Genomic DNA, 23,073 nt, shown 5'->3' on the forward strand with positions numbered 1-23,073 from the left:
ATGGATGGGTTTATGCGTGTTTGCCTGGCGGCTCCCGGCTGGATCTCCGTACTTTTTACAGATTCTCCTCCGCAAACTCAGCCAGACGGCTGCGCACTACGCCATTCAGGTGCACATTGGCACTGCCTTCAAAGTTCTTAAACCGCTCCACCATATAGGTCAGCCCGGATGTCACCGGCGTCAGGTATGGTGAGTCGATCTGAGCCAGGTTACCTGAGCAGACGATCTTGGTACCCTCACCACAGCGGGTGATGATGGTTTTGATCTGTGAAGCGGTCAGGTTCTGGCACTCATCGAGCAGCACAAACGCATTCTGGATCGAACGGCCGCGCATAAAGTTGATCGACTTGAACTGAATATTGGCTTTGTCGCAGATGTACTTCAGCGAGCCTTCGGTGCAGTGGTCGTTTTTGTGCAGCGCTTCCAGGGTATCGGTTACCGCTGCCAGCCACGGCAGCATTTTCTCTTCTTCGCTGCCAGGCAGGAAGCCGATGGACTCACCGATATCCGGGGTGTTTCGGGTAACGATGATCTTATCGAACATACCGCGCTCAATGGTCATCTCCAGTGCTGCCGCCATCGCAAGCATGGTCTTACCACTACCAGCCGCGCCGGTCAGGATCACCATATCGATATCCGGGTCGAGCAGGGCGTCCATAGCCATTCCCTGGTAGACGTTTTTCGGCCGGATGTCCCACGCCTGGCGGCACAGCATCCGCTCCAGGCCGATATCACGAATCGTGACCGCTTCACCGTTACTGTCCTCCACCCGGGCAGCAAAATCACTGTCGTCATCGATCAGATACTGGTTGATGTAGGTGGGCTCAAGGTGGCCCTGGCTGATGGTGTGCCAGGTTTTCCCTCCAAGGGTTTTGCTTTCGACTTTTTCCACATTATCCCAGAAATTGCCCTGATATTTGTGGAAGCCTTTGGTCAGGAACTGAACGTCATCGATCAGCTGGTCGGTACGGTAATCCTCGACAAAGCGGACCCCGGCTCCTTTGGCGCGCAGACGCATGTTGATGTCTTTGGTCACCAGTACTACTTCACGTGGTGAACGTGTGTTCTGAAGGTAGATCACCGCGTTGAGGATCCGGTTGTCGCCCTCTTTGTCGGTGAAAGCCCGCACGGTCTCCTGCAGCCCGAAGTCGGACAGAATCGCCAGAGTGCCGCTCGATTTTCCGTTGCGGTTGAGGGAAATCCCTTCGGAGATCTGATCCGGAGTGGCATCGTGAAAGATGTTCTCCAGCGCCCGGATCGCCACGCGCGCATCGCGGGCCACATCCCGTTTACTGTCTTTTATCCGGTCGAGTTCTTCTAAAACGGTCATCGGAATGACCACGTCGTGTTCCTGGAAGGAATAGATAGCGAAAGGTTCATGAAGCAGGATGTTGGTGTCGAGCACAAACAATTTCCGGTCGGTATCGCCCATAAGCGTCTCCTTTTCCGCGCCAGCGGATGCTTAGCCAAGCATCGTTTGTCAGCAGAGGTCGTGTTTAACCACGCGGAAGACCTTTCCGGTATCAGGCTCCCTCTAAACAGCGACATACTGCAAACCCGTTTAGATACCAAGCCTCTGCAATCCGTATGCCATACAGACAGAGACTTAACTCAAGTATATGTAAATTCTCGGTGTTTAGAATTAGTTTGATCACATCTTCTTTACACTTTTATGGCATTTGCGGGAGCGTTAAAAAAAAGCGTCAATTTCACCGCTTTGGGCGTGACCTGTATCACGCCATCAAGTAAGATTAGCGCCCTTTTTTGCGGTGCAGAATCGCCTTTCAGGTATTTCAAATATACTTACCCTGCACCGCGGTAAATTTTGGTTTAAGAGGAACTCAGTCACATGGCATTTGCTTTAGGTCAACGCTGGATTAGTGATACAGAAAGCGATTTGGGTTTGGGTACGGTAGTTGCGCTGGACGCCCGTACGGTTACCCTGATGTTTGCAGCATCTGAAGAGAACCGCGTGTACGCGCGAAGCGATGCCCCGGTAACCCGAGTGACCTTTAACGCCGGTGATGTGATCGACGCGCAGGAAGGCTGGTCGCTGAAAGTGACCGATGTACAGGAAGACAATGGCATCCTGACCTACATGGGTGTCCGTCAGGATAATGATGAAGAAACCCTGCTGCGCGAGATTTTCCTGTCGAATCAGATCCGTTTTAACAAGCCACAGGACAAGCTGTTCGCCGGTCAGATCGACCGTATGGACAACTTTGTGCTGCGCTATCGTGCATTGCATAACCAGCACCAGCAACACAGAAGCCCGATGCGTGGCCTGTGTGGTATGCGTGCCGGTCTTATCCCTCATCAGCTTTACATTGCCCATGAAGTGGGCCGCCGCCACGCGCCACGCGTACTGCTGGCGGATGAAGTAGGCCTGGGTAAAACCATCGAAGCGGGCATGATCATTCACCAGCAGGTGCTGGCCGGCCGTGCTGAGCGTATCCTGATCCTGGTGCCGGAAACCCTGCAGCATCAGTGGCTGGTTGAGATGATGCGCCGCTTTAACCTGCACTTCTCTGTATTTGACGAAGAGCGCTGTGTGGAAGCGTTCGCCGAGTCAGACAACCCGTTTGATACCCAGCAGCTGGTGCTTTGTTCGCTGGACTTCCTGCGCAAGAGCAAAAAGCGCTTTGAGCAGGCGCTGGAAGGTGACTGGGATCTGCTGGTGGTGGATGAAGCGCACCACCTTGAGTGGAGCCAGGAAAAACCGAGCCGTCAGTACCAGGTGGTGGAAGGACTGGCTGAGCGTACCCCGGGTGTGCTGTTGCTGACCGCAACCCCTGAACAGCTTGGCCACGAGAGCCACTTTGCCCGTCTGCGTCTGCTCGATCCGGACCGTTTCTACGATTACAGCACTTTTGTTGCCGAAGAGCAGCAGTACGCGCCGGTCGCTGATTCCGTGGCGACCCTGTTTGCCGGGCAGAAGCTGGCGGATGAAGCCAAGAATCAGATCACTGAGCTTTTGTCTGAGCAGGACGTTGAGCCGCTGTTTCGTATCATCGAAGGCAGTGACGACGAAGAGCAGAAAGCAGCGGCCCGTCAGGAGCTTATCGACAATCTGATGGACCGTCATGGTACCGGCCGGGTGCTGTTCCGTAACACCCGTGCAGCGATTAAAGGTTTCCCGGTGCGTAATGTGCACCTGATGCCAATGCCGATCCCGTCTCAGTACACCACCGCGATGCGCGTGGCAGGCATGCTGGGTGGCAAGATGTCTGCTGAAGCGCGTGCGATGAAAATGCTTTACCCGGAAGAGATCTTCCAGGAGTTCGAAGGCGACAGTGCCAGCTGGTGGCAATTTGATTCGCGTGTTGACTGGCTGCTTGAGAAAATCAAAGCCAAACGCGGCGAGAAGATCCTGGTGATCGCTTCCCGTGCCGGTACTGCGCTGCAGCTGGAGCAGGCACTGCGCGAGCGTGAAGGTATTCGTGCGACTGTATTCCACGAAGGTATGTCGATTCTGGAGCGCGATAAAGCCTCGGCTTACTTTGCTCAGGAAGAGGGCGGTGCTCAGGTGCTGATCTGTTCTGAGATCGGTTCTGAAGGGCGTAACTTCCAGTTTGCTAACCAGCTGGTGATGTTTGACCTGCCGATGAACCCGGACCTGCTGGAGCAGCGTATCGGTCGTCTTGACCGTATCGGTCAGCAACAGGATATCGATATCTTTGTCCCGTACCTGGAGGGGACCTCTCAGGCGATTCTGGCGCGCTGGTTTGATGAAGGCCTGAGTGCCTTCCGTGAAACCTGCCCGACTGGCCGTGCAGTATACGACGAGCACCTGGATGACCTGATTGCCATGCTGGCCAGCGGTGAGACGGATAATCTGGACGAAGTGATCGAAACGTCGCACAAGATGAACCTTGAGCTGAAAGCCAAAATGGAGCAGGGCCGTGACCGCCTGCTGGAGATGCACTCTAATGGTGGTGACAAAGCCGCGCAGATCGTTGAACAGATCGCCGCGACCGATGGTGACACCAACCTGGTGACCTTTGCCCTGAGCCTGTTTGATACCATCGGCCTGAACCAGGACGACAAAGGTGAGAACGCGCTGGTGGTTACCCCGTCTGAGCACATGATGGTACCGAGCTACCCGGGCCTGCCGTATGAAGGCGCGACCATCACCTTTGACCGTGATACCGCGCTGTCCCGTGAAGATATGCACTTTATGAGCTGGGAGCACCCGATGATCCAGGGTGGTATTGACCTGCTGCTGAGTGAAGGCGTGGGCACCTGTGCGGTTTCCCTGCTGAAGAACAAAGCGCTGCCGGTAGGTACCATGCTGCTGGAAATGGTTTACCTGGTGGATGCTCAGGCACCGAAGAGCAGTGGTCTTGCCCGCTTCCTGCCGAAGACACCGATCCGCATGATGCTGGACGGTAAAGGCAACGATCTGTCGGCCCAGGTGGAGTTTGAGAGCTTTAACCGTCAGCTGAGTCCGGTGAACCGCCACATGGCCAGCAAACTGGTGAACTCGGTTCAGGGTCAGATCCATCAGCTGATCTCCGCCGGTGACAAACTGATTGAGCCGCAGCTGGAGAAAGTGCGTGAGCAGGCGATGGCGGAAATGCGCAGTTCGCTTAATGCAGAGCTGGAGCGTCTTCAGGCACTGAAAGCGGTGAACCCGAACATCCGTGATGAAGAACTGAGTGCCATTGAAACCCAGATTGAAGCACTGAGCGGTTATATCGCCCAGGCGCAGCTGCAGCTCGATTCGCTGCGTCTTATCGTGGTCAGTCACAACTGATCACACAAACTGGTATAGTAGGGACGGCTTTGCAGGCCGTCCTTTTTTTATTTGTAAAGAGTGATGAGTAATGGCCGTACTTGAGTACAACCCGCCGGTTGATCCCTGGATCGATATTACCTTTGAAGATGAGCATATCGTTATCGTCAACAAGCCGTCTGGCCTGCTGTCAGTGCCGGGCAAAGCCCCTGAGCATCACGACAGTATGTGGAGCCGGCTGAAAGAGCAGTACCCGGAAGCGGAAGTGGTGCACAGGCTGGATATGTCGACCTCCGGGCTGATGGTGTTTGCCAAACACAAGCACGCTGAGCGGGCTCTGAAAAAACAGTTTCAGTACCGCCTGACCCATAAAATCTATTATGCCCGGGTATGGGGGCAGCCGGAGCAGGATGAAGGCGTGGTTGACCTGCCGCTTATCTGCGACTGGCCGAACCGCCCGCTGCAAAAAGTCTGTTATGAGGACGGGAAAAAGGCCATTACCCGCTACCAGGTTGTTAAACGTGAAGAGAACACCTGCGTGGTCAGACTGCTGCCGGTCACCGGCCGCTCGCATCAGCTGCGGGTTCACATGCAGGCGCTGGGCTACCCGATCGTCGGCGATAAGTTCTATTCAGACGGCGACGCACTGGCGTTCTCAGACCGGCTGCAACTGCACTCTGCCGAGCTGACCTTTTATCACCCGCGCAGCCACTGGCTGAAAGCCATGTTTGTGCCGTGTGACTTTTACCCTGAAGCCGAAGCGGTGGCGCTGGAGATCTTTGACCCGGAGCGAAAGCTGCCCGATTACAAAACCCTGAATTCGAAATAAGGAGAGACGAATGAAGATCGTGTTTCTCGACCGGGATACCATTCCCGCTCATATTCATATCCCCGAACCTGGTTTTGAACACGGGTGGGTCTCGTATCCTGCCACTGCGCCGGAGCAGGTGGCCGGACGGATTGAAGGTGCAGAGGTGGTGATCACCAATAAAGTGGTGCTGGACCGCAAAACACTGGAGAACGCAGGCAGCCTGAAGCTGGTGGCGATCTCTGCAACCGGTACCAATAACGTTGATCTTGAGTGTTGCCGGGAACTGGGGATCGCCGTGACCAACATTCAGGGCTACGCCACCCGCTCGGTGCCTGAGCACGTCATCGCGATGATGTTTGCCCTGCGCCGTAATCTGATGGGTTACCATCAGGACATCGCAGGGGGAGAGTGGCAGCGTCAAAACAAGTTCTGTTTCTTCACCCACCCGATTGGGGATATCGCTGGCTCCACACTGGGCGTTATTGGCTCCGGTGCTCTGGGACAGGCGGTCGCCACCCTTGGCCGCGCGCTGGGCATGGAAGTGCTGTTTGCTGAGCGAAAGGGCGCTGCTGAGTGCCGCCCGGGTTATCTGCCGTTTGAGCAGGTGCTGGCGCAGGCTGATGTGCTGACCCTGCACTGCCCGCTTAATGACGAAACTCTTAACCTGATTGCCACGCCAGAATTTGAGCAGATGAAAGACTCTGCCATTCTGATCAACACCGGTCGCGGTGGTCTTGTCGATGAGTACGCTCTGGCAGAGGCTCTGAAATCCGGCCAAATCGCAGGCGCCGGCGTGGACGTGTTTACCAGCGAGCCAGCCCCAACGGATAACCCGCTTATCGCCAGCGCAAATCTTCCCAACCTTATCCTCACCCCACACGTCGCCTGGGGTTCAGACAGCGCGCTTAGTAAGCTGTGTGAGATCCTGATAGAGAATATCGAGGGGTTTGTGAAAGGGGAGAGGGTGAACAGGGTAGTATAAGAGGCTCTTGGCCCTGGGCACCAGGCTCTGGGGGAGTGTGTTGTTAGCTGGGGAAACAGCCAGATAGTGCGCTTGACGTTGGGCCAGGGGAGCGCAGAATTCTGCAGCGCCCAGCGCCCAGCGCCCAGCGCCCAGCGCCTATTCTTTACGGCTTTACTACCAACACATTCACTTTCGAGTTGTTCACCACTTTGGTGGCTACCGAACCGAGCACCACTTTATCGATTTTCGAGCGTTTGTGGCTTGGCATGATGATAAGGTCGGCTTCCAGTTTCTGGGCGTAGTCCAGGATGGTGGTGTAGGGCTTGCCTTCAGCCACATAGCAACTGCTTTCCACCCCTTCAGGTACATGGGTGTCCGAAAACTGCTGAAGCTGGTTTTTGACATCTTCTTTCATCTTGTGTGCAGCGTCGCGCGGAAAGTAAGTGGCGACCATTGACATGTGAATACCGGGCAGCACATTCAGCAGGTGCAGCCGGGCACCGCTTTGCTGGGCATGCCATACCGCCAGTGCCACCGCTTTATCAGAAAAGCCTTTTTCGTTCAGGTCGACAGGGATCAGAATGTTCTTATACATATTATCTTCTCTTTTGTGGATCACGTGGATCCAATTACAACAAAGGTGTGCGAGGGCGTGCTGACCTTTCTGGGTCGAATTTTGTTCAATCTAAACGAGTTCAGAGCAAGGAATGAGGAGCGTGGCATAGTAACTCTATGTGAGTGACGAATGACGCCGCGCTGGACTCGTTTAGATGAACCCGTTGGGCAGCCTTTGTCGCTACTTTCTACTGCGTTATCACATACTTGTATAGATGGCTATACGGCGTATGCGCTGCCTTGTATAAAGAAGCGACAAAGGCTGCAAAAGTGACCCAGAAAGGTCAGCACGCCCTTAGGTGCACCTTAGAGCATAGCCAATTATGCAGGGACTGTCTCAGCCCTGGCCCGGCGTTTTTGATTTGCTGCGAGCAGGAGCACCAACAGAACCGCAGGCAGGAATACCCACTCTTTCATCGGCCGGTCCGCTTCCAGCACCACGGCTTTGATCTGCCAGTCGAAGTCGATGCCTGACGCTTCCGCCGGACTGCCAAATTCAACCATATCGACCACCATCTCGCTGTCGACCATGTTCAGCATTAGGCCCATGGAAGCCACGCGCTCCTCACCGGTTACCGCACCGTCCTCAAACGGCAGTCGGACGGTTTTTTCCTGATATTCACCTTCCAGGTTTTCACCACCAACGCGCAGTTCAAGCGCCTGGCCAATTGGCATCTGCTCAGCAATGTCGACGATCTCCAGGCCGGAATGGTACTCCTTGGCCGGGTAGACCATGTCCCACCAGAAACCCGGACGGAAGAAGGTGAAGGTCAGCAGCAGAAGCAGCACGGTTTCCCACCACTTGTTGCGGGTAAACCACCAGCCCTGGGTTGCAGCTGAGAACAGCAGCATCGCTATGATCGCTGAGATCACCGTCAGGGTCAGGTGCCACCAGGTGTCGATGCCCATCATCAGCAGCTGAGTATTGAAGATGAACATGAACGGCAGGATCGCAGTTCGGATATCGTAGGTAAAGCCCTGGATACCGGTCCTGATAGGATCGGACTTGGCTATCGCGGCAGCAGCAAATGCGGCCAGACCTACCGGCGGCGTATCATCGGCCAGAATACCGAAATAGAACACAAACAGGTGAACAGCGATCAGCGGGATGATCAGGCCATGGGCTGCGCCAAGGGTCACGATCACCGGCGCCATCAGGGTTGATACCACGATATAGTTCGCCGTGGTTGGCAGGCCCATCCCCAGCACCAGGCTGATCACTGCGGTAAACAGCAGCATCAGGATCACGCTGCCCCCGGAGATAAACTCGACAAAGTCAGTCATCACCAGGCCGATACCGGTCAGGGTGACCACACCGACCACGGTACCTGCAGCTGCAGTTGCCACACCGATACCAATCATATTACGCGCACCAGAGACCAGTGCTTCGGTCAGGTCAATAAAGCCCTGTCGGGTTTGTTCTGCAATGTCATCGTGTTTGCTGAAAAGCGCAATCAGCGGGCGCTGGGTGATCAGGATAAAGATCATAAATACCGTTGCCCAGAAGGCAGACAGACCCGGAGAGAAGCGTTCAACGGTCAGGCACCATACCAGCACCACGATCGGCAGCAGGAAGTGCAGGCCGGATTTGATCGTCGGACCCGGGTCCGGCACTTCATCCAGCTCGGTCTCCAGGTTCTGCTCACTGTGGTAGCGGGCAGAGATAGAGACAAGCCCCACATAGGAAGCCAGCAGGGCGACCGTGACGATAGGTGTCGCTGCTGCGCCGAATACATCTTTGGTCCAGCCAACGCCGTAGTACACAACGGCACTGATGACACACAGACCCAGAATGGTACCGGTAAACGACAGCAGGCTCTGCACAAGTGTCGGGTTGTGGCGGCGTGGAAGACCGGTCATACCCGCTTTACACGCTTCAAGGTGGACGATGTAGAGCAGGGCGATATAGGAGATCAGCGCAGGCAGCAGCGCCGCCTTGATCACTTCCACATAGGAGATGCCCACGTATTCCACCATCAGGAAGGCGGCTGCGCCCATGATAGGCGGCGTCAGCTGACCATTGGTGGATGCGGCTACTTCTACGGCGCCGGCTTTGGTACCCGGGAAACCCACCCGCTTCATCAGCGGAATGGTAAAGGTCCCTGTGGTTACCACGTTGGCAATTGAAGAGCCGGAGACAAGCCCGGACAGGCCCGAGGCTACAACGGCCGCTTTCGCCGGACCGCCCTTCATGTGGCCGAGCAGGGAAAACGCAACGCGAATAAAGTAAGCGCCGGCACCCGCGCGCTCCAGCATGGCGCCAAACAGCACAAACAGGAATACAAACGAGGTGGAGACACCCAGAGCCACACCGAAGACCCCTTCGGTCGTCAGCCACAGGTGAGACATGGCTTTGTTAAGGCTCGCGCCTTTGTGGGCGATCACATCCGGCATGTAGGGACCGCCGAAGGTGTAAAGCAAAAAGACGGCGGCAACCACCATCAGAGGTGGACCCAGTGCGCGGCGGGTCGCCTCGAGCAGCAGTATCATACCGCTGACCGCCATTACAATATCAAAGCTGGTTGGCGCACCTGAGCGTTCGGCCAGCTGGGTATAAAACAGGTAGATATAGCCTGCAGAGAAAGCGCCCAGTGCGGCCATTATCCAGTCAATCAGCGGGACGTGGTCACGGGGAGAGTTCTTCATTGCCGGATAGGCAGTAAACGCCAGAAAGATAGCAAATGATAAGTGTATCGAACGGGCTTCGGTATCATTGAGTACCGCAAAATTAAAAATGAACGGCAGTGGAGAGGCATACCACAGCTGGAACAGCGACCAGCAAAGTGGTACGAACCAAAGGATTTTTCCGGGAATTCCCTGAGGATTGCGGGCACCGGTATCGGCCTGCGCCACCATTTCCTGGACATCCTGAGATGGTGTCGATGTCTGCGTCATGTACGTCATCCTTTTCACATCGGGATCTCACAATCCGGAGATCCAACAGCCAGGCTATCACTAAAGTGTAGCGTGTTTATTAAGCACTCTTTGCTTTTTAAGGTGCAAAGAGCTGCACCCTGCAGGTTGCGGGTGTTGTTTATCGTTATAGGCAGAATAAATCAGCGCAGAGCAGGTGGTTGCCCACCTGCTCCTGAGAGAAGGGTTACTTGAGTAAGCCCACTTCTTTGTAGTATTTCTCAGCACCCGGGTGAAGAGGGATAGAGAGGCCGGCCTGGACCATATCTTCTTTCTTCAGGTTGGCGAATGCCGGGTGCAGGCGCTTGAAGGTGTCAAAGTTTTCAAACACTGCCTTGGCCACGTTGTAAGCCACTTCATCAGAGATGTCGGTGGTGGTTACCATGGTTGCAGCCACACCAAAGCTGTTCACATTGCTGTCTGTACCGCGGTAAGTACCGGCGGGCAGGTTGCTGAACGCGTAGTATGGGTTGTCGTTTACGATTTTATCGATTTCAGGACCGGTCACTGATACCAGTTTCGCGTCACATGAAGTCGTCGCTTCTTTGATTGAGCCATTCGGGTGACCAACCACGTAAACAAAGGCGTCGATCTTGTTGTCACACAGTGCCTGTGAGCGCTCGGAGCCTTTCAGTTCTGAAGCCAGTTTGAAGTCTTCCAGCTTCCAGCCCATTGCGTCCATCACCACGCCCATAGTCGCGCGGTCACCGGAGCCCGGGTTACCAATGTTTACGCGTTTGCCTTTCAGATCTTTGATACCGTTGATGCCGGCATCAGCACGTGCGATCACGTTGAAAGGTTCGGTATGCAGAGAGAATACTGCACGCAGCTTTTTGTACGGACCCTGGTCGGCAAACTTGCTGGTACCGTTGTAGCCGTGGTACTGCCAGTCAGACTGTACAATACCGAAGTCCAGCTCACCGGCACGGATAGTGTTTACGTTGTAGATAGAGCCGCCGGTAGATTCAACCGAGCAACGAATATTGTGTTCCTTACGGCCTTTGTTGACCAGCTTACAGATAGCACCACCAGTCGGGTAGTAAACACCGGTTACGGAGCCGGTACCGATAGTGATGAATTCCTGAGCCTGCACACTGCCCGCGCCCATTACAGCCGCAGCAATCGCCGTGATTTTCACAAGATTTTTAAATGCCATGAATTTCCCTTCCTTTTTTCGTTATCCACCCACAGACAGTTGCTCTCGCCGGTGGGGTTTCCTGCGTGGAAACGGCAACTTTCTCCGCATAAAAGCTGAAAAAGTGGCTGAATAATAGCAAAAAAACGGCGCGAAATTACAATCTTGTTAAGATTTTTAGCGAATAAGTCTGAGGTGTTAATAGAACTTTTCGTAGTGGGGTGATATTAAAGTTCTTATATTTCAAATGGTTAAAATTAACCAACTGAATGAGATGAAATTTTCCTAAACGTGAACAAGGTCACGGAAATAAAATGATTTCCATGACCTATGGTTAATAACAACAGGTTTCACCCGGTGTATTCAAACAGTTCACACACAGAATTGAAGAGAGTTTCGGTGGAGATTTGCAGCGTTGGAGTAATAAAAATGGTGTCATCACCTGCTACCACACCCAGAATGCCTTCAGCCTTGCCTAATGAGTCAAGCAGGCGGGCGATGAGTTGTGCTGCGCCCGGGCCGGTGTGAATAACGACGATGCTGTTGTTGTAATCCACGTCCAGTACCAGTTCGCGCAGCGAGCTGGATGCTGTCGGTACCCCAAGTTCTGCCGGAAGACAGTAAACCATCTCCATTTTGGCGTTACGGGTACGGACCGCGCCAAACTTGGTCAGCATACGGGACACCTTGGACTGGTTAATGTTATCAAACCCTTCATGCTTCAGCGCATCAACGATTTCACCCTGAGAACCAAAGCGTTCTTCTTTAAGCAGGGCTTTAAAAACACGGACCAGGTTATCTTGTTTGTCGGTATTTCGCATAGGGACTCTTGTCACTGACTTATAAAAACCGCGTCATTTTTGCATAAAAAGACAACCGGTACCAAACCGGGCCTTCAAATCTGTCGGTGAGCTCAATTGTTTGTTGACCCATCTCTTAACTAACCCCTTGTCTTTGCATGGTTTTCATCGCAACATGAGCGTCAGATTTGTAGCACGATTCGGGCGAGTTGCGCGAGGTCGCAAAGCTGACGTTAATTAATTGTAATAAGAACCCGGTTGCTATAGCGTTTTACTTATCCCCGCTTTTTAACCTTAACGTGAAACACAAAAGATATAACCCAAGGAGAACAACAATGAAAGTTGCCGTAATAGGTGCCGCAGGTGGCATCGGACAAGCTCTGGCTCTGCTTTTGAAAAACCGCATGCCAGCGGGTTCTGACCTGGCTCTGTATGATATTGCCCCGGTGACTCCGGGTGTGGCGAAAGATCTCAGCCACATTCCGACGCCGGTGAACATTGAAGGTTTTGCCGGTGAAGATCCGACCCCGGCACTGGAAGGAGCAGATGTCGTTTTGATCTCTGCGGGTGTCGCGCGTAAACCAGGTATGGACCGCGCCGATTTGTTTAATGTGAATGCGGGGATTGTGAAGTCTCTGGCGGAGAAAATTGCCGAAGTATGTCCGAAAGCCTGTGTGGGTATTATCACTAACCCGGTGAACACCACAGTGGCGATTGCTGCGGAAGTGCTGAAGAAAGCCGGTGTTTACGACAAGCGTAAGCTGTTTGGTGTGACCACGCTGGACGTGATCCGCTCTGAAACTTTTGTTGCTGAACTGAAAGACAAAGATCCGGGCGATATTCGTGTGCCGGTTATCGGTGGTCACTCTGGTGTGACGATTCTGCCATTGCTGTCTCAGGTTGAGGGGGTGGAGTTCTCTGACGAAGAGATTGCTGCGCTGACCAAGCGTATCCAGAATGCGGGTACCGAAGTAGTGGAAGCCAAAGCCGGTGGCGGCAGTGCAACTCTTTCCATGGGGCAGGCAGCATGTCGCTTTGGTCTGGCACTGGTTAAAGGCCTTCAGGGTGAAGAAGGTGTGGTTGAGTGCGCTTATGTGGAAGGTGAGGGTGAAAACACCCGCTTCTTCGCTCAGCCGGTGAAACTGGGCCGTGAAGGGGTAGAAGAAGTGTTGAGCTATGGCGAGCTGAGCGCGTTCGAGCAGGCTGCACTGGATGGTATGCAGGAAACCCTGAACAGCGACATTGCAATTGGTGTAGAGTTTGCCGGTTAAGCGATAAGCTGGTTTAAATGACAAAGCGCTCCATCATGGAGCGCTTTTCTTATATATAGAGAAAAAGAAAAACAGGCAGGTTATTTGTTTCTTTCTACTGCGAGGTGCGCAAGGGCGATCAGTGCCTGTTTGTATTCCGACTCCGGCAGTATCTCCAGCTCGGCAATCGCTTTGTCTGCTTCCTGGTGCGCTATTTGGGTAGTGTACTCCAGTGAGCCTGTCTGGCGCATCGCTTCCAGGATAGCGTCAAGTTTTTCCATGCCATTAGCTTTTTCAATCGCTTCGCGGATCATCGAGCGCTGCTCTTCATTGCCGTTGCGCATCGCGTACAGCAGTGGCAGGGTCGGTTTGCCCTCCGCCAGGTCGTCGCCAACGTTCTTGCCCATCTCTTTACCGTCAGCCGTGTAGTCCATCACATCGTCGATCAACTGGAATGCGGTGCCGAGGTACTTACCGTAGTTCTGCAGAGCGGTTTCCACTTCTTCAGATGCGTCAGATAAAATCGCGCCAACCTGAGTGGCCGCTTCAAACAGGCGTGCGGTCTTGGAGTAGATCACCTGCATGTAGCTTTCTTCAGTTGTATCCGGGTCGTTACAGTTCATCAGCTGCTGGACTTCACCTTCGGCGATCACGTTTACCGCTTCGCTCATCAGCGCGAGGATCTTCAGGGATCCCAGGCTGGTCATCATCTGGAATGAGCGGGTGTAGATGAAGTCACCGACCAGCACACTGGCGGCATTACCAAATGCGGCATTGGCGGTAGCTTTACCGCGGCGCATGTCTGACTCATCGACCACATCGTCGTGCAACAGGGTAGCGGTATGAATAAATTCAATAAATGCAGCGGCAGTGGTGTGGGCTTCCCCCTGATAGCCAAGCGCTCTTGCCGACAAAACTGCCAGCAATGGGCGCAGACGCTTGCCGCCGCCACTGACAATATAGAATCCCAGCTGATTGATTAGAGATACGTCTGAGTTGAGCTGGGCTAGAATTGTTTCGTTCACTTTTGCCATGTCATCGGCAGTGAGTGCTTGGATAGCTTTAAAATCCATTGTACTTCCGGCTGAGGTTAGAACCTGCAAGGCTTATCGTTTTTTAGTAATTGGTGAATATTACACTAAAATTCATTGCGAAATGTATCTTTCAAAGGCATGATTAGCGCACTTTTCTTTGGCGATTAGCTTTTCGCCAATTTTTTAAAATTATGGCTTGTCATAGGGGCATCTCTTCTGTAGAATCTGCGCCCTATTGATGATTAGTTTAGCGCACACCCGATATACTCAGACAATGAGTTCAGGCTGTGCGGAAAAAGCGGAGTAAAATATGTACGCTGTTTTCCAATCTGGTGGTAAACAACACCGTGTAAGCGAAGGTCAAACTCTTCGTTTAGAAAAATTAGACGTTGAAACTGGCGCGTCTGTTGAATTCGATAAAGTTCTTCTTGTAGCTAACGGTGAAGAAATCACTGTTGGTGCTCCTCTGGTAGAGGGCGGCAAGGTAACTGCTGAAGTGGTTAAGCACGGTCGTGGCGATAAAGTAAAAATCGTTAAGTTCCGTCGTCGTAAGCACTCTCGTAAGCAACAAGGCCATCGTCAGTGGTTCACTGAAGTGAAAATCACTGGCATCAACGCTTAATCTTTATTAGGAGAGTTTAACAATGGCACACAAAAAAGCTGGCGGTTCTACTCGTAACGGCCGCGATTCAGAAAGTAAACGTCTTGGTGTTAAGCGTTTCGGTGGCGAATCTGTTCTTGCAGGTAACATCATCGTACGTCAGCGCGGTACTAAGTTCCACGCTGGTAACAACGTAGGCTGCGGTAAAGACCACACTCTGTTCGCTCTGACTGACGGTAAAGTTAAGTTCGAAGTGAAAGGTCCTAAGAACCGTAAGTTCATTAGCATCGAAGCTGAATAATTTTAGTTTCTGGCTGAATTCAAAAACCCTGCCGAATCGGCGGGGTTTTTTATTTATGCAGGGATAAAAGAAAGTAGTTTTGGCATCAGGTGTAAGTAGCTTACTTGCAGAGCCCAGAGCCCAGAGCCCAGAGCCCAGAGCCCAGAGCCCAGAGCCCAGAGCGCAACTTCCTTTTAGTCCTGAATGCGGTTCGACAAGATCCAGGTGATCGATCTTACATTCGGATCTGCTAAAATTGATACCATTCTCAAAAGAGTGGTTAGCACGCAAGAATAGCGGAGTTAAAGATGAAATTCGTTGATGAAGCGGTAGTAAAAGTCCAGGCGGGCGACGGCGGTAACGGTGTCGTGAGCTTTTGGCGTGAAAAATTTGTCGCTAAAGGTGGTCCTGACGGTGGTGATGGTGGTGATGGCGGTGATGTTTACATCCTGGCGGACGAGAACCTGAACACCCTGATCGATTACCGTTTCCAGCGCTTCTATGAAGCGGAGCGCGGTGAAAACGGCCGTGGTGGTAACTGTACCGGTAAGCGCGGTAAAGATAAGGTACTGCGCGTTCCTGTCGGTACCCGTGCAGTCGATATTCATACCAATGAAATCGTGGCTGAAGTTGCTGAGCATGGCAAAAAAGTGATGGTTGCCAAAGGTGGCTGGCACGGTCTGGGTAACACCCGTTTTAAATCTTCGGTAAACCGCGCGCCGCGTCAGAAGACCATGGGTACCAAAGGCGAAATGCGTGAGCTGCGTCTGGAGCTGCTGTTGCTGGCTGACGTAGGTATGCTTGGTCTGCCAAACGCAGGTAAATCGACCTTTATCCGCGCGGTATCGGCAGCCAAGCCTAAAGTGGCTGACTATCCGTTTACTACCCTGATCCCAAGCCTGGGTGTGGTAAGTGTTGTTCCTGAGAAGAGCTTCGTGGTAGCTGATATCCCGGGTCTTATCGAAGGCGCGGCAGACGGTGCTGGTCTGGGTATCCGCTTCCTGAAACACCTTGAGCGTTGCCGGGTGCTGCTGCACATGATCGACATCATGCCGATCGACCAGTCAGATCCAATCCAGAATGCCCTGACTATTATGGATGAGCTTGAGCAGTACAGTGAGAAGCTGGCTGGCAAGCCACGCTGGCTGGTGTTCAACAAAGTTGATCTTATGCCTGAAGAGGAAGTCAACGAGAAGATCCAGGAGATCCTCGAAGCGCTTGGCTGGGAAGATCAGTACTTCAAGATCTCTGCGGTGAACAAGAACGGCACCAAAGAGCTGTGTTACAAGCTGGCCGACTTTATGGAAACCCTGCCACGCGAAGTTGAAGAGCAGAGCGAGGAAGAGAAAGTCGAGTTTATGTGGGATGATTACCACAAAGACGCGATGAGCGGTGACCAGGTGATCACAGAAGACGACTGGGATGACTGGGATGACGAAGAAGATGACGGCCACGTTATCTACGTTCGTGACTGAGCCTCTGAGCGCTTAAAACGCTGACTTAAAAAAATGCCGCCTTTCCGGGCGGCATTTTTGTTATTATATTGACCCCGCTTAATGGAATGTCTCAGTAATATATGGAATGTAATCAAAGATCTGTCTCCCGGTTGATAGCCCAGGCCGGGCAGATGCTGCTGGCGCACGGGGCGGAGAGTACCCTGGTAGGAGATATCATGCGCCGTATTGGTCTTGCCAGCGGTATGGATGAAGTGGAAGTCTCCCTTTCTGCCAGTTCACTGGTGGTCACTACCTTAATGCATGATCATTGCATCACCACCGCCCGGCGTTGCCCGGATAAAGGGATTAACATGCGGGTTATCACCCAGGTGCAGCGGATCTGCATTCTGATGGAGAAAGGCCTGCTGGACCCGGTTTCGGCTCAGGAAAAGCTGAATCAGATCAACCCGGAGCGTTACAACCGCTGGCTGGTAGTTTTCATGATTGGCCTGTCGTGCGCAGCATTCAGCCATCTTGCCGGTGGTGACCGGGTTGTATTCGGCGTCACTTTTGTGGCTTCATCACTGGGGATGATCGTCCGTCAGGAGCTGGGCCACCGTCATTTTAACCCTCTGCTGAATTTCTCCGTTACTGCTTTTGTGACCACCCTTATTTCTGCTCAGGCGATGGTGTTTGAAGTCGGCGATCAACCGTTTATCGCAATGGCTTCCTCTGTACTTATGCTGGTTCCCGGTTTCCCGCTGATCAACTCGGTGGCGGATGTCATTAAAGGCTATATCAATATGGGCATTGCCCGCTTTGTGATGGCCAGCCTGCTTACTCTGTCTACCTGTCTTGGCATTATGGGCGCGATGAGCCTGGTTGGCGTATGGGGGTGGGTAGGATGATGGCTCTTATTCTGGCACTGCTTGAAGATATGCTGTTCGCCGCGATCCCGGCTGTGGGATTTGCACTGGTATTTAATGTGCCGACCAAGGCCCTGAAATATTGCGCGCTGGGCGGGGCGATTGGTCACGGCAGCCGCTTTTTGATGATGCACTACGGTGTGCCGATTGAGTGGGCGACTTTCTTTGCCGCGACCCTGGTCGGTATGATCGGGGTGCACTGGTCTCACCGTTTTCTGGCTCATCCCAAGGTCTTTACCGTGGCGGCCCTGATCCCTATGGTTCCCGGTGTATACGCCTTTAAAGCCATGATCGCCCTGGTTGAGATTAACCATGTCGGGTTTACCCCGGAACTGATGGGCGTGCTGGTTTCCAACTTCCTCAAAGCCATGTTTATTATCGCCGGGCTGGCGATTGGCCTCGCTATGCCAGGTTTGCTATTCTACCGCCGCAAACCAGTCGTGTAAGGAGCAACCAGATGAAAGTAAGTATGATCGCCGCGATGGCTAACCAGCGCATTATTGGCAAAGACAATCAGATGCCGTGGCACCTGCCGGCGGATTTTGCCTGGTTTAAACGCTGCACTATGGGCAAGCCGGTGGTAATGGGCCGTAAAACCTATGAGTCGATCGGTCGGCCGCTCCCGGGCCGCCAGAATATCGTGATCAGCCGCGACCCTGAACTGGTTATCGAAGGTGTAGATACCACCACCAGCCTGGATAAAGCTTTTGAGCTGGCCGGCAGCGTGGACGAAGTGATGGTGATCGGTGGCGGCTCTGTCTACGCAGAATGCCTGCCCCGCGCAGACCGTCTCTACCTGACTCATATTGACGCAGACATCGAAGGGGATACCCAATTCCCGGACTGGGGCCAGGGCTGGTCACAGAGCTATTCAGAACGCTACAGCGTGGATGAGAAGAATGCGTACGATATGGAGTTTGTGGTTTTAGAAAGGCGCTAGGTACTAGGCGCTGGGCCCTGGGTGAGCTCGCGATAGGTTACATGGGAAAACGAAGCTATTGTGTTGAAAGTAAGACCAGGGTCAGAAACAGTGGTTGCAGAGCCCAGAGCCCAGAGCCCAGAGCCCAGAGCCCAGAGCCCAGAGCCCAGAGCCCAGAGCCCAGAGCCCAGAGCCCAGAGCCCAGAGCCCGTTAATCCACCGCCTTCTGCGTAAAGTAAGTCTTATCCTCCCACCTCAGCATAGTAAGTTCTCCCCCCCACACACAGCCGGTGTCCAGGCCGATGGTGTGTTCGTCTTCGTGACCCATCAGGGCCGCCCAGTGGCCAAACAGAACAGGTTTTTCCAGCTTAATCCGGTCGGGGTGGCGGAACCAGGCGGTCAGGTGCTCCTTCCCGGCTTCTTCCGGTGAGAGCTTGCACAGCATGTCCAGACGGTGATCGGGCCACACGAAACGCATTCGGGTAAAGGCGTTGATGATGTAGCGATAGCGTTCGATACCGCTCAGGGATTCATCCCAGCTTTCCGGCGTGTTGGCGTACATGTTTTCCAGCAGCCATACCCATTGGTCACTCTGCAGCACAGTTTCTACTTCACGGGCGCTCTTCCGTGCGGTGCTCAGATCCCACTGGGGGGAAATGCCGGCGTGACACATGACGAACTCATCGTGCTCGGCCATGAGTGGCTGATGGCGCAGCCACTCCATCAGCTCTTCGCACTGCGGGCTCTCAAAAATCTGCGCGGTTTTGTCTTTCTTTTTTACCCGGTTAAACCCGTGCCAGACCGCCAGAAGATGCAGGTCATGGTTGCCGAGCACCACCCGGGCACTGTCACCGAGCTCTTTGACGAACTGCAGGGTTTGCAGGGATTTGGGGCCGCGGGCGACCAGATCTCCGGCCAGCCAGAGGCAGTCCTTTTTTGGTTTGAATTTCGCTTGTTTTAAAAGCAGGGTCAGCTCATCAAAGCAGCCCTGAATATCTCCGACGATGTAATTGGCCACCGTGTCCTCTGGAATTAATTAATGATGTTAGGCATGGCAAGGCGAAACGGGTCGACTTCCGCTTTAAACTTTACGCCCTGTTCGGTTTGCATATTGTAGTAGCCCTGCATGACACCCATTGGGGTTTCGATGGCTGTCGCGCTGGCGTAGCTGTATTCGTCACTGGCTAAAATGATCGGCTGCTCACCGACTACACCGCTGCCTTCAATAGAGAGCTGTTTGCCGTTGGCGTCGGTGATCAGCCAGTGGCGGGAGATCAGCTGAACCGGGTGCGGGCTGAGGTTTTTGATTGTGATCAGGTAGGCAAACACATAACGTTGTTTGTCAGGTTCGGATTGCTCAGGGACATACTTGGTCTGCACCTGGCATTTGATACACGGTTGAACTGCGTCCATGTAACCTCCTTGGTATCCGTTTCCTTTACTTACAGAATAGGCTAACCGTTTGAATTAACAAACAGGCCAGCGTGTGCTGGCCTGTATTATTTTGAACTGATGCTTGTCCCGGAGGATAAATCAGGCGTGGTTGGCATCCAGCCAGTTCGCCATCGCCACAAACTGTTCCAGCGTCAGGTTTTCCGGACGCATCGCCGGGTTAACACCCAGCTCTTCCAGTACTTCCGGGCTCAGCAGGCTCTTGTAACAGTTACGCACGGTTTTACGGCGCTGGTTAAAGCCTTCACGGCACACGCGGTCAAGCCATTTCAGGCTGGTTGCCGGGTGAGGCAGCTCTTCATAAGGCATCAGGCGAACAACCGCGGAGTCGACTTTTGGTGGCGGAACAAACGCCGTTGGTGGCACTTCCAGTACCGGTACCACTTTACAGAAGTACTGCGCCATCACGGTCAGACGGCCGTAGGCTTTGCTGCCAGGCGCTGCTGCCAGACGGTTCACTACCTCTTTTTGCAGCATGAAGTGCATGTCCTGAATCTCTTTATGAAACTCGAACAGGTGGAACATCAGCGGGGTAGAGATGTTGTACGGCAGGTTGCCGAAAATGCGCAGTTTGTTGTTTGGCTTCACCAGTTGGGTAAAGTCAAAACGCATCGCATCACCTTCGTGGATGGTCAGCTTCTCCGCCAGATCGGGGTGATTGCGCAGGCGTTCAGCCAGGTCACGGTCAAGCTCGATAACGGTAAACTTGTCGACCAGCTTGCCAACCGGCTCAGTGATCGCGCCAAGACCCGGACCAATCTCCACCAGGTTCTGGCCTGGCTTTGGATTGATCGAAGAAACGATGCCATCGATGATGTATGGATCGTTCAGAAAGTTTTGACCAAAACGTTTACGCGCTTTGTGTCCCAGGTGGACATCATTTCTCATTGCTTTTTCTCTGCTAAATCTATCGCATAATTCAGTGCGGTTTGGAAGCTCCCTGTATCCGCGAGGCCTTTCCCGGCCAAATCCAGCGCTGTACCATGGTCTACCGAAGTGCGAATAAATGGTAAACCCAGGGTGATGTTCACGGAGCGGCCAAAGCCTTTGTATTTTAGTACAGGTAACACCTGATCGTGATACATCCCCAGTACAGCGTCCGCCTGCTGTAAATATTTCTGATTAAAAATGGTATCAGCCGGTAACGGCCCAACCACGTCGATACCCTGCTGCTGCAGTTTTTCCAGCGTTGGTGTAATGGTATCGATCTCTTCGCTGCCAAGGCAGCCATCTTCACCCGCATGCGGATTCAGGCCACAGACGAAGATTTTCGGTTCCGGAATCGCAAATTTGCTGACCAGATCCTGATGCAATATATGGACGATGCTCTCCAGCCGTTCACTGGTGACAGCTTTGGACACGTACGCCAGTGGGATATGGGTAGTGACCAGCGCGACGCGCAGTCCTTCGGTCGCCAGCATCATGACCACCAGTGGTGTATTGGATTTTTCAGCAAAGAACTCGGTATGTCCGCTGAATGCCACTCCCGCCCGGTTGATCACCCCTTTGTGCACAGGGCCGGTGACAATAGCATCAAATTCGCCCTGCATACAGCCCAAAGCGGCTCTTTCCAGGGTTTTTAATACATACCGGCCATTGGCTTCATCCAGCTGACCTGCGGTAACCGGAGCGTCTGCCGGGATATGGTCTACGAGCAGGCGGCCAGCCGACTGGGAAACCGGAAGGCTATCTGACTGATAGTCCACGAGTTCGACTTCGATGCCCAGCTGCAATGCGCGCTCAGCCAGCATTTGTTTGTCAGCGCAGACGACAATTTGGTGATCCCAGTCTTCCCGGGACAGGGCCAGAACCAGGTCCGGCCCGATACCAGCCGGCTCCCCGGCAGTGACAACGATTCTCTTAGTTGTCATCGTTCTCTCCCAGGATTTCGATGTAAGCGCCGGCTTTGATTTCCTGCATCCAGGCACCGACTTCTTCATTAAACTTACGGCTCATCAGAATACGGTAGGCTTTGTTTTTCATCGCCGAATCGGTGCGGTCTACCTGGCGGCGATCCATGACTTCAACGATGTGCCAGCCGTGCACGGTTTTAAATGGTTCGCTGATCTGGCCTGCAGGCAGGGTTTCCACCTGGTGTTTGAACTCAGGTACGTACAGATCCGGAGTCTGATAGCCCAGTTCACCATTGTTGGCCGCTGAGCCCGGGTCTGCGCTGTACTGCTGAGCCAGCTCGCCAAAGGTGCGCTCTCCGGCATTGATCTGGCGGATCATCTCATTCAGTTCTTTCTTCGCTCCGTCATCACTCAGGATCACCGAGGTCTTAATCAGAATATGGCGTGCGTTCACTTCGGTTACTGAAATGGTTTCCAGGCCTTTGACATCATCGATTTTCAGGATATGGAAGCCGATACCGCTGCGGAACGGGCCAATAACGCTGTCTTTGCCCTGAGTGGTGATTTGGTCGGCAAAGATGGTTGGCATCTCTTCTTTACGCAGCCAGCCCCAGTCACCGCCCTGCATGGCTTTCGGACCTTTGGAGTAGCTGAAGGCCAGGGTCTGGAAGTCATCACCCTGTTTCAGTTTCTTCACCAAATCTTTGGCCTGCTCTTCCACTTCCTTTTTGCTTTGCTGGTCATTGAAGCGCAGCTGGATATGGCTGATTTTGTATTGCACGCTGGCGTTGGTTTCCTTGGCCAGGATATTCGCCAGGTTGTCGACTTCCGCCGGCAGGATGTTGATACGGCGGCGCACCTGGGCGTTACGCGCTTCTGAAGCGGCGATCTCTTTACGGATCTGTTCGCGGAAATCAGACCAGGCCAGGCCTTCGGCTTCCACCGACTGGCGCAGTTGCTCCTGAGTCATGTTCTTTGAAGCGGCGACCTCTTTCAGGGCCAGCTCCAGACGGTTGTCGTCAATGCGCACCCCCATCTGCTCAGCCTGCTGGGTCTGAATGGTATCGAGGATCAGTTTGTCCATCACCTGCTCACGCAGGATTTTCTCATCCGGCAGGGCCTGGTTTCCGGCTTTGGCATTGGCCTTAATGGTTTTCAGCGCAGCATCCAGCTCACTTTGCAGGATTACGCCCTCATTGACGATAGCGACAACTTTATCCAGCTCTACGGCTTGTGTTGTTGTCTGCCCGGCGGTCGCGTGAGGGAGCATCGCCAGGCCGCTCAGTGACAGGGCCAGGGTTGCCAGGTTTTTTTTCCACATTTTCATCTGTAGTAATTCCAAATTCTGC

21 protein-coding genes are annotated in these 23,073 nt (G+C 53.5%); 10 read left to right on the forward strand and 11 right to left on the reverse strand.

Going from position 1 to position 23,073, the window contains the following annotated elements:
- Window positions 1-55: 55 nt before the first annotated feature.
- Window positions 56-1,432, reverse strand: coding sequence for a PhoH family protein (locus tag ACVB80_RS14140; protein WP_481081934.1), 1,377 nt, complete (start codon window positions 1,430-1,432; stop codon window positions 56-58).
- 417 nt (window positions 1,433-1,849) lie between these two features.
- On the opposite strand from ACVB80_RS14140, the gene rapA reads away from it, so the two are divergent.
- From rapA to ACVB80_RS14155, 3 genes are all read left to right on the forward strand, one after another.
- Entirely contained in the window at window positions 1,850-4,756 is a 2,907-nt protein-coding gene (rapA, locus tag ACVB80_RS14145) for an RNA polymerase-associated protein RapA (RefSeq protein WP_481081935.1), read from the forward strand.
- 70 nt (window positions 4,757-4,826) lie between these two features.
- The gene (gene rluA, locus ACVB80_RS14150; protein ID WP_481081936.1) at window positions 4,827-5,564 is read left to right on the forward strand and encodes a bifunctional tRNA pseudouridine(32) synthase/23S rRNA pseudouridine(746) synthase RluA; all 738 of its coding nucleotides are present in this window, start codon (window positions 4,827-4,829) and stop codon (window positions 5,562-5,564) included.
- Between the two features lie 10 nt (window positions 5,565-5,574).
- Window positions 5,575-6,528, forward strand: coding sequence for a D-2-hydroxyacid dehydrogenase (locus ACVB80_RS14155; protein WP_481081937.1), 954 nt, complete (start codon window positions 5,575-5,577; stop codon window positions 6,526-6,528).
- Window positions 6,529-6,673: 145 nt separating this feature from the next.
- On the opposite strand, the gene ACVB80_RS14160 is transcribed toward ACVB80_RS14155, so the two are convergent.
- The 4 genes from ACVB80_RS14160 to argR all read right to left on the reverse strand — a co-directional run bounded on the left by ACVB80_RS14160 (window position 6,674) and on the right by argR (window position 11,994).
- On the reverse strand, window positions 6,674-7,105 hold the full coding sequence (locus ACVB80_RS14160) for a universal stress protein (protein ID WP_481081938.1): 432 nt from the start codon (window positions 7,103-7,105) through the stop codon (window positions 6,674-6,676).
- A 341-nt stretch (window positions 7,106-7,446) separates the two neighbouring features.
- Window positions 7,447-10,020 (reverse strand): TRAP transporter permease, encoded by a 2,574-nt coding sequence (locus tag ACVB80_RS14165; RefSeq protein ID WP_481081939.1) that lies wholly within the window; start codon window positions 10,018-10,020, stop codon window positions 7,447-7,449.
- A 205-nt stretch (window positions 10,021-10,225) separates the two neighbouring features.
- A complete protein-coding gene (locus ACVB80_RS14170; RefSeq protein ID WP_481081940.1) occupies window positions 10,226-11,194 on the reverse strand; it encodes a TAXI family TRAP transporter solute-binding subunit in 969 nt (322 codons plus the stop codon).
- A gap of 329 nt (window positions 11,195-11,523) precedes the next feature.
- Window positions 11,524-11,994: a transcriptional regulator ArgR gene (gene argR / locus ACVB80_RS14175; protein WP_481081941.1), complete on the reverse strand. Its 471-nt coding sequence runs from the start codon at window positions 11,992-11,994 to the stop codon at window positions 11,524-11,526.
- Between the two features lie 314 nt (window positions 11,995-12,308).
- Between argR and mdh the strand changes: the two genes are divergently transcribed.
- Window positions 12,309-13,244, forward strand: coding sequence for a malate dehydrogenase (gene mdh / locus ACVB80_RS14180; protein ID WP_481081942.1), 936 nt, complete (start codon window positions 12,309-12,311; stop codon window positions 13,242-13,244).
- A gap of 80 nt (window positions 13,245-13,324) precedes the next feature.
- Here mdh and ispB read toward each other — a convergent pair whose 3' ends face one another.
- The gene (gene ispB / locus ACVB80_RS14185; protein WP_481081943.1) at window positions 13,325-14,296 is read right to left on the reverse strand and encodes an octaprenyl diphosphate synthase; all 972 of its coding nucleotides are present in this window, start codon (window positions 14,294-14,296) and stop codon (window positions 13,325-13,327) included.
- 271 nt (window positions 14,297-14,567) lie between these two features.
- On the opposite strand from ispB, the gene rplU reads away from it, so the two are divergent.
- From rplU to folA, 6 genes are all read left to right on the forward strand, one after another.
- Window positions 14,568-14,879, forward strand: a complete 312-nt coding sequence (rplU, locus tag ACVB80_RS14190; RefSeq protein WP_481081944.1) for a 50S ribosomal protein L21 — start codon at window positions 14,568-14,570, stop codon at window positions 14,877-14,879.
- A gap of 22 nt (window positions 14,880-14,901) precedes the next feature.
- Window positions 14,902-15,159 carry a 50S ribosomal protein L27 gene (rpmA, locus tag ACVB80_RS14195; protein ID WP_047876379.1) on the forward strand — a complete coding sequence of 86 codons (258 nt, stop codon included), beginning with the start codon at window positions 14,902-14,904 and terminating at the stop codon, window positions 15,157-15,159.
- A gap of 287 nt (window positions 15,160-15,446) precedes the next feature.
- Window positions 15,447-16,613 (forward strand): Obg family GTPase CgtA, encoded by a 1,167-nt coding sequence (gene cgtA, locus ACVB80_RS14200; protein ID WP_481081945.1) that lies wholly within the window; start codon window positions 15,447-15,449, stop codon window positions 16,611-16,613.
- Between the two features lie 101 nt (window positions 16,614-16,714).
- Entirely contained in the window at window positions 16,715-17,482 is a 768-nt protein-coding gene (locus tag ACVB80_RS14205) for a threonine/serine exporter family protein (protein WP_481081946.1), read from the forward strand.
- Window positions 17,464-17,946, forward strand: a complete 483-nt coding sequence (locus ACVB80_RS14210; protein ID WP_481081947.1) for a threonine/serine exporter family protein — start codon at window positions 17,464-17,466, stop codon at window positions 17,944-17,946. The genes ACVB80_RS14205 and ACVB80_RS14210 overlap by 19 nt, the downstream gene beginning before the upstream one ends.
- An 11-nt stretch (window positions 17,947-17,957) precedes the next feature.
- Window positions 17,958-18,440 carry a type 3 dihydrofolate reductase gene (folA, locus tag ACVB80_RS14215; protein WP_481081948.1) on the forward strand — a complete coding sequence of 161 codons (483 nt, stop codon included), beginning with the start codon at window positions 17,958-17,960 and terminating at the stop codon, window positions 18,438-18,440.
- 190 nt (window positions 18,441-18,630) lie between these two features.
- On the opposite strand, the gene apaH is transcribed toward folA, so the two are convergent.
- The 5 genes from apaH to surA all read right to left on the reverse strand — a co-directional run bounded on the left by apaH (window position 18,631) and on the right by surA (window position 23,051).
- Window positions 18,631-19,437 carry a bis(5'-nucleosyl)-tetraphosphatase (symmetrical) ApaH gene (gene apaH / locus ACVB80_RS14220; RefSeq protein WP_481081949.1) on the reverse strand — a complete coding sequence of 269 codons (807 nt, stop codon included), beginning with the start codon at window positions 19,435-19,437 and terminating at the stop codon, window positions 18,631-18,633.
- 14 nt (window positions 19,438-19,451) lie between these two features.
- The gene (gene apaG, locus ACVB80_RS14225; protein WP_481081950.1) at window positions 19,452-19,832 is read right to left on the reverse strand and encodes a Co2+/Mg2+ efflux protein ApaG; all 381 of its coding nucleotides are present in this window, start codon (window positions 19,830-19,832) and stop codon (window positions 19,452-19,454) included.
- Between the two features lie 120 nt (window positions 19,833-19,952).
- Window positions 19,953-20,759 (reverse strand): 16S rRNA (adenine(1518)-N(6)/adenine(1519)-N(6))-dimethyltransferase RsmA, encoded by an 807-nt coding sequence (rsmA, locus tag ACVB80_RS14230; protein ID WP_481081951.1) that lies wholly within the window; start codon window positions 20,757-20,759, stop codon window positions 19,953-19,955.
- Entirely contained in the window at window positions 20,756-21,742 is a 987-nt protein-coding gene (pdxA, locus tag ACVB80_RS14235; protein ID WP_481081952.1) for a 4-hydroxythreonine-4-phosphate dehydrogenase PdxA, read from the reverse strand. The genes rsmA and pdxA overlap by 4 nt, the downstream gene beginning before the upstream one ends.
- Window positions 21,732-23,051, reverse strand: coding sequence for a peptidylprolyl isomerase SurA (gene surA / locus ACVB80_RS14240; protein WP_481081953.1), 1,320 nt, complete (start codon window positions 23,049-23,051; stop codon window positions 21,732-21,734). Before surA ends, pdxA begins: the two co-directional genes overlap by 11 nt.
- Window positions 23,052-23,073: the final 22 nt, after the last annotated feature.

Source organism: Vibrio sp. 9-16B-A1, assembly GCF_056726165.1.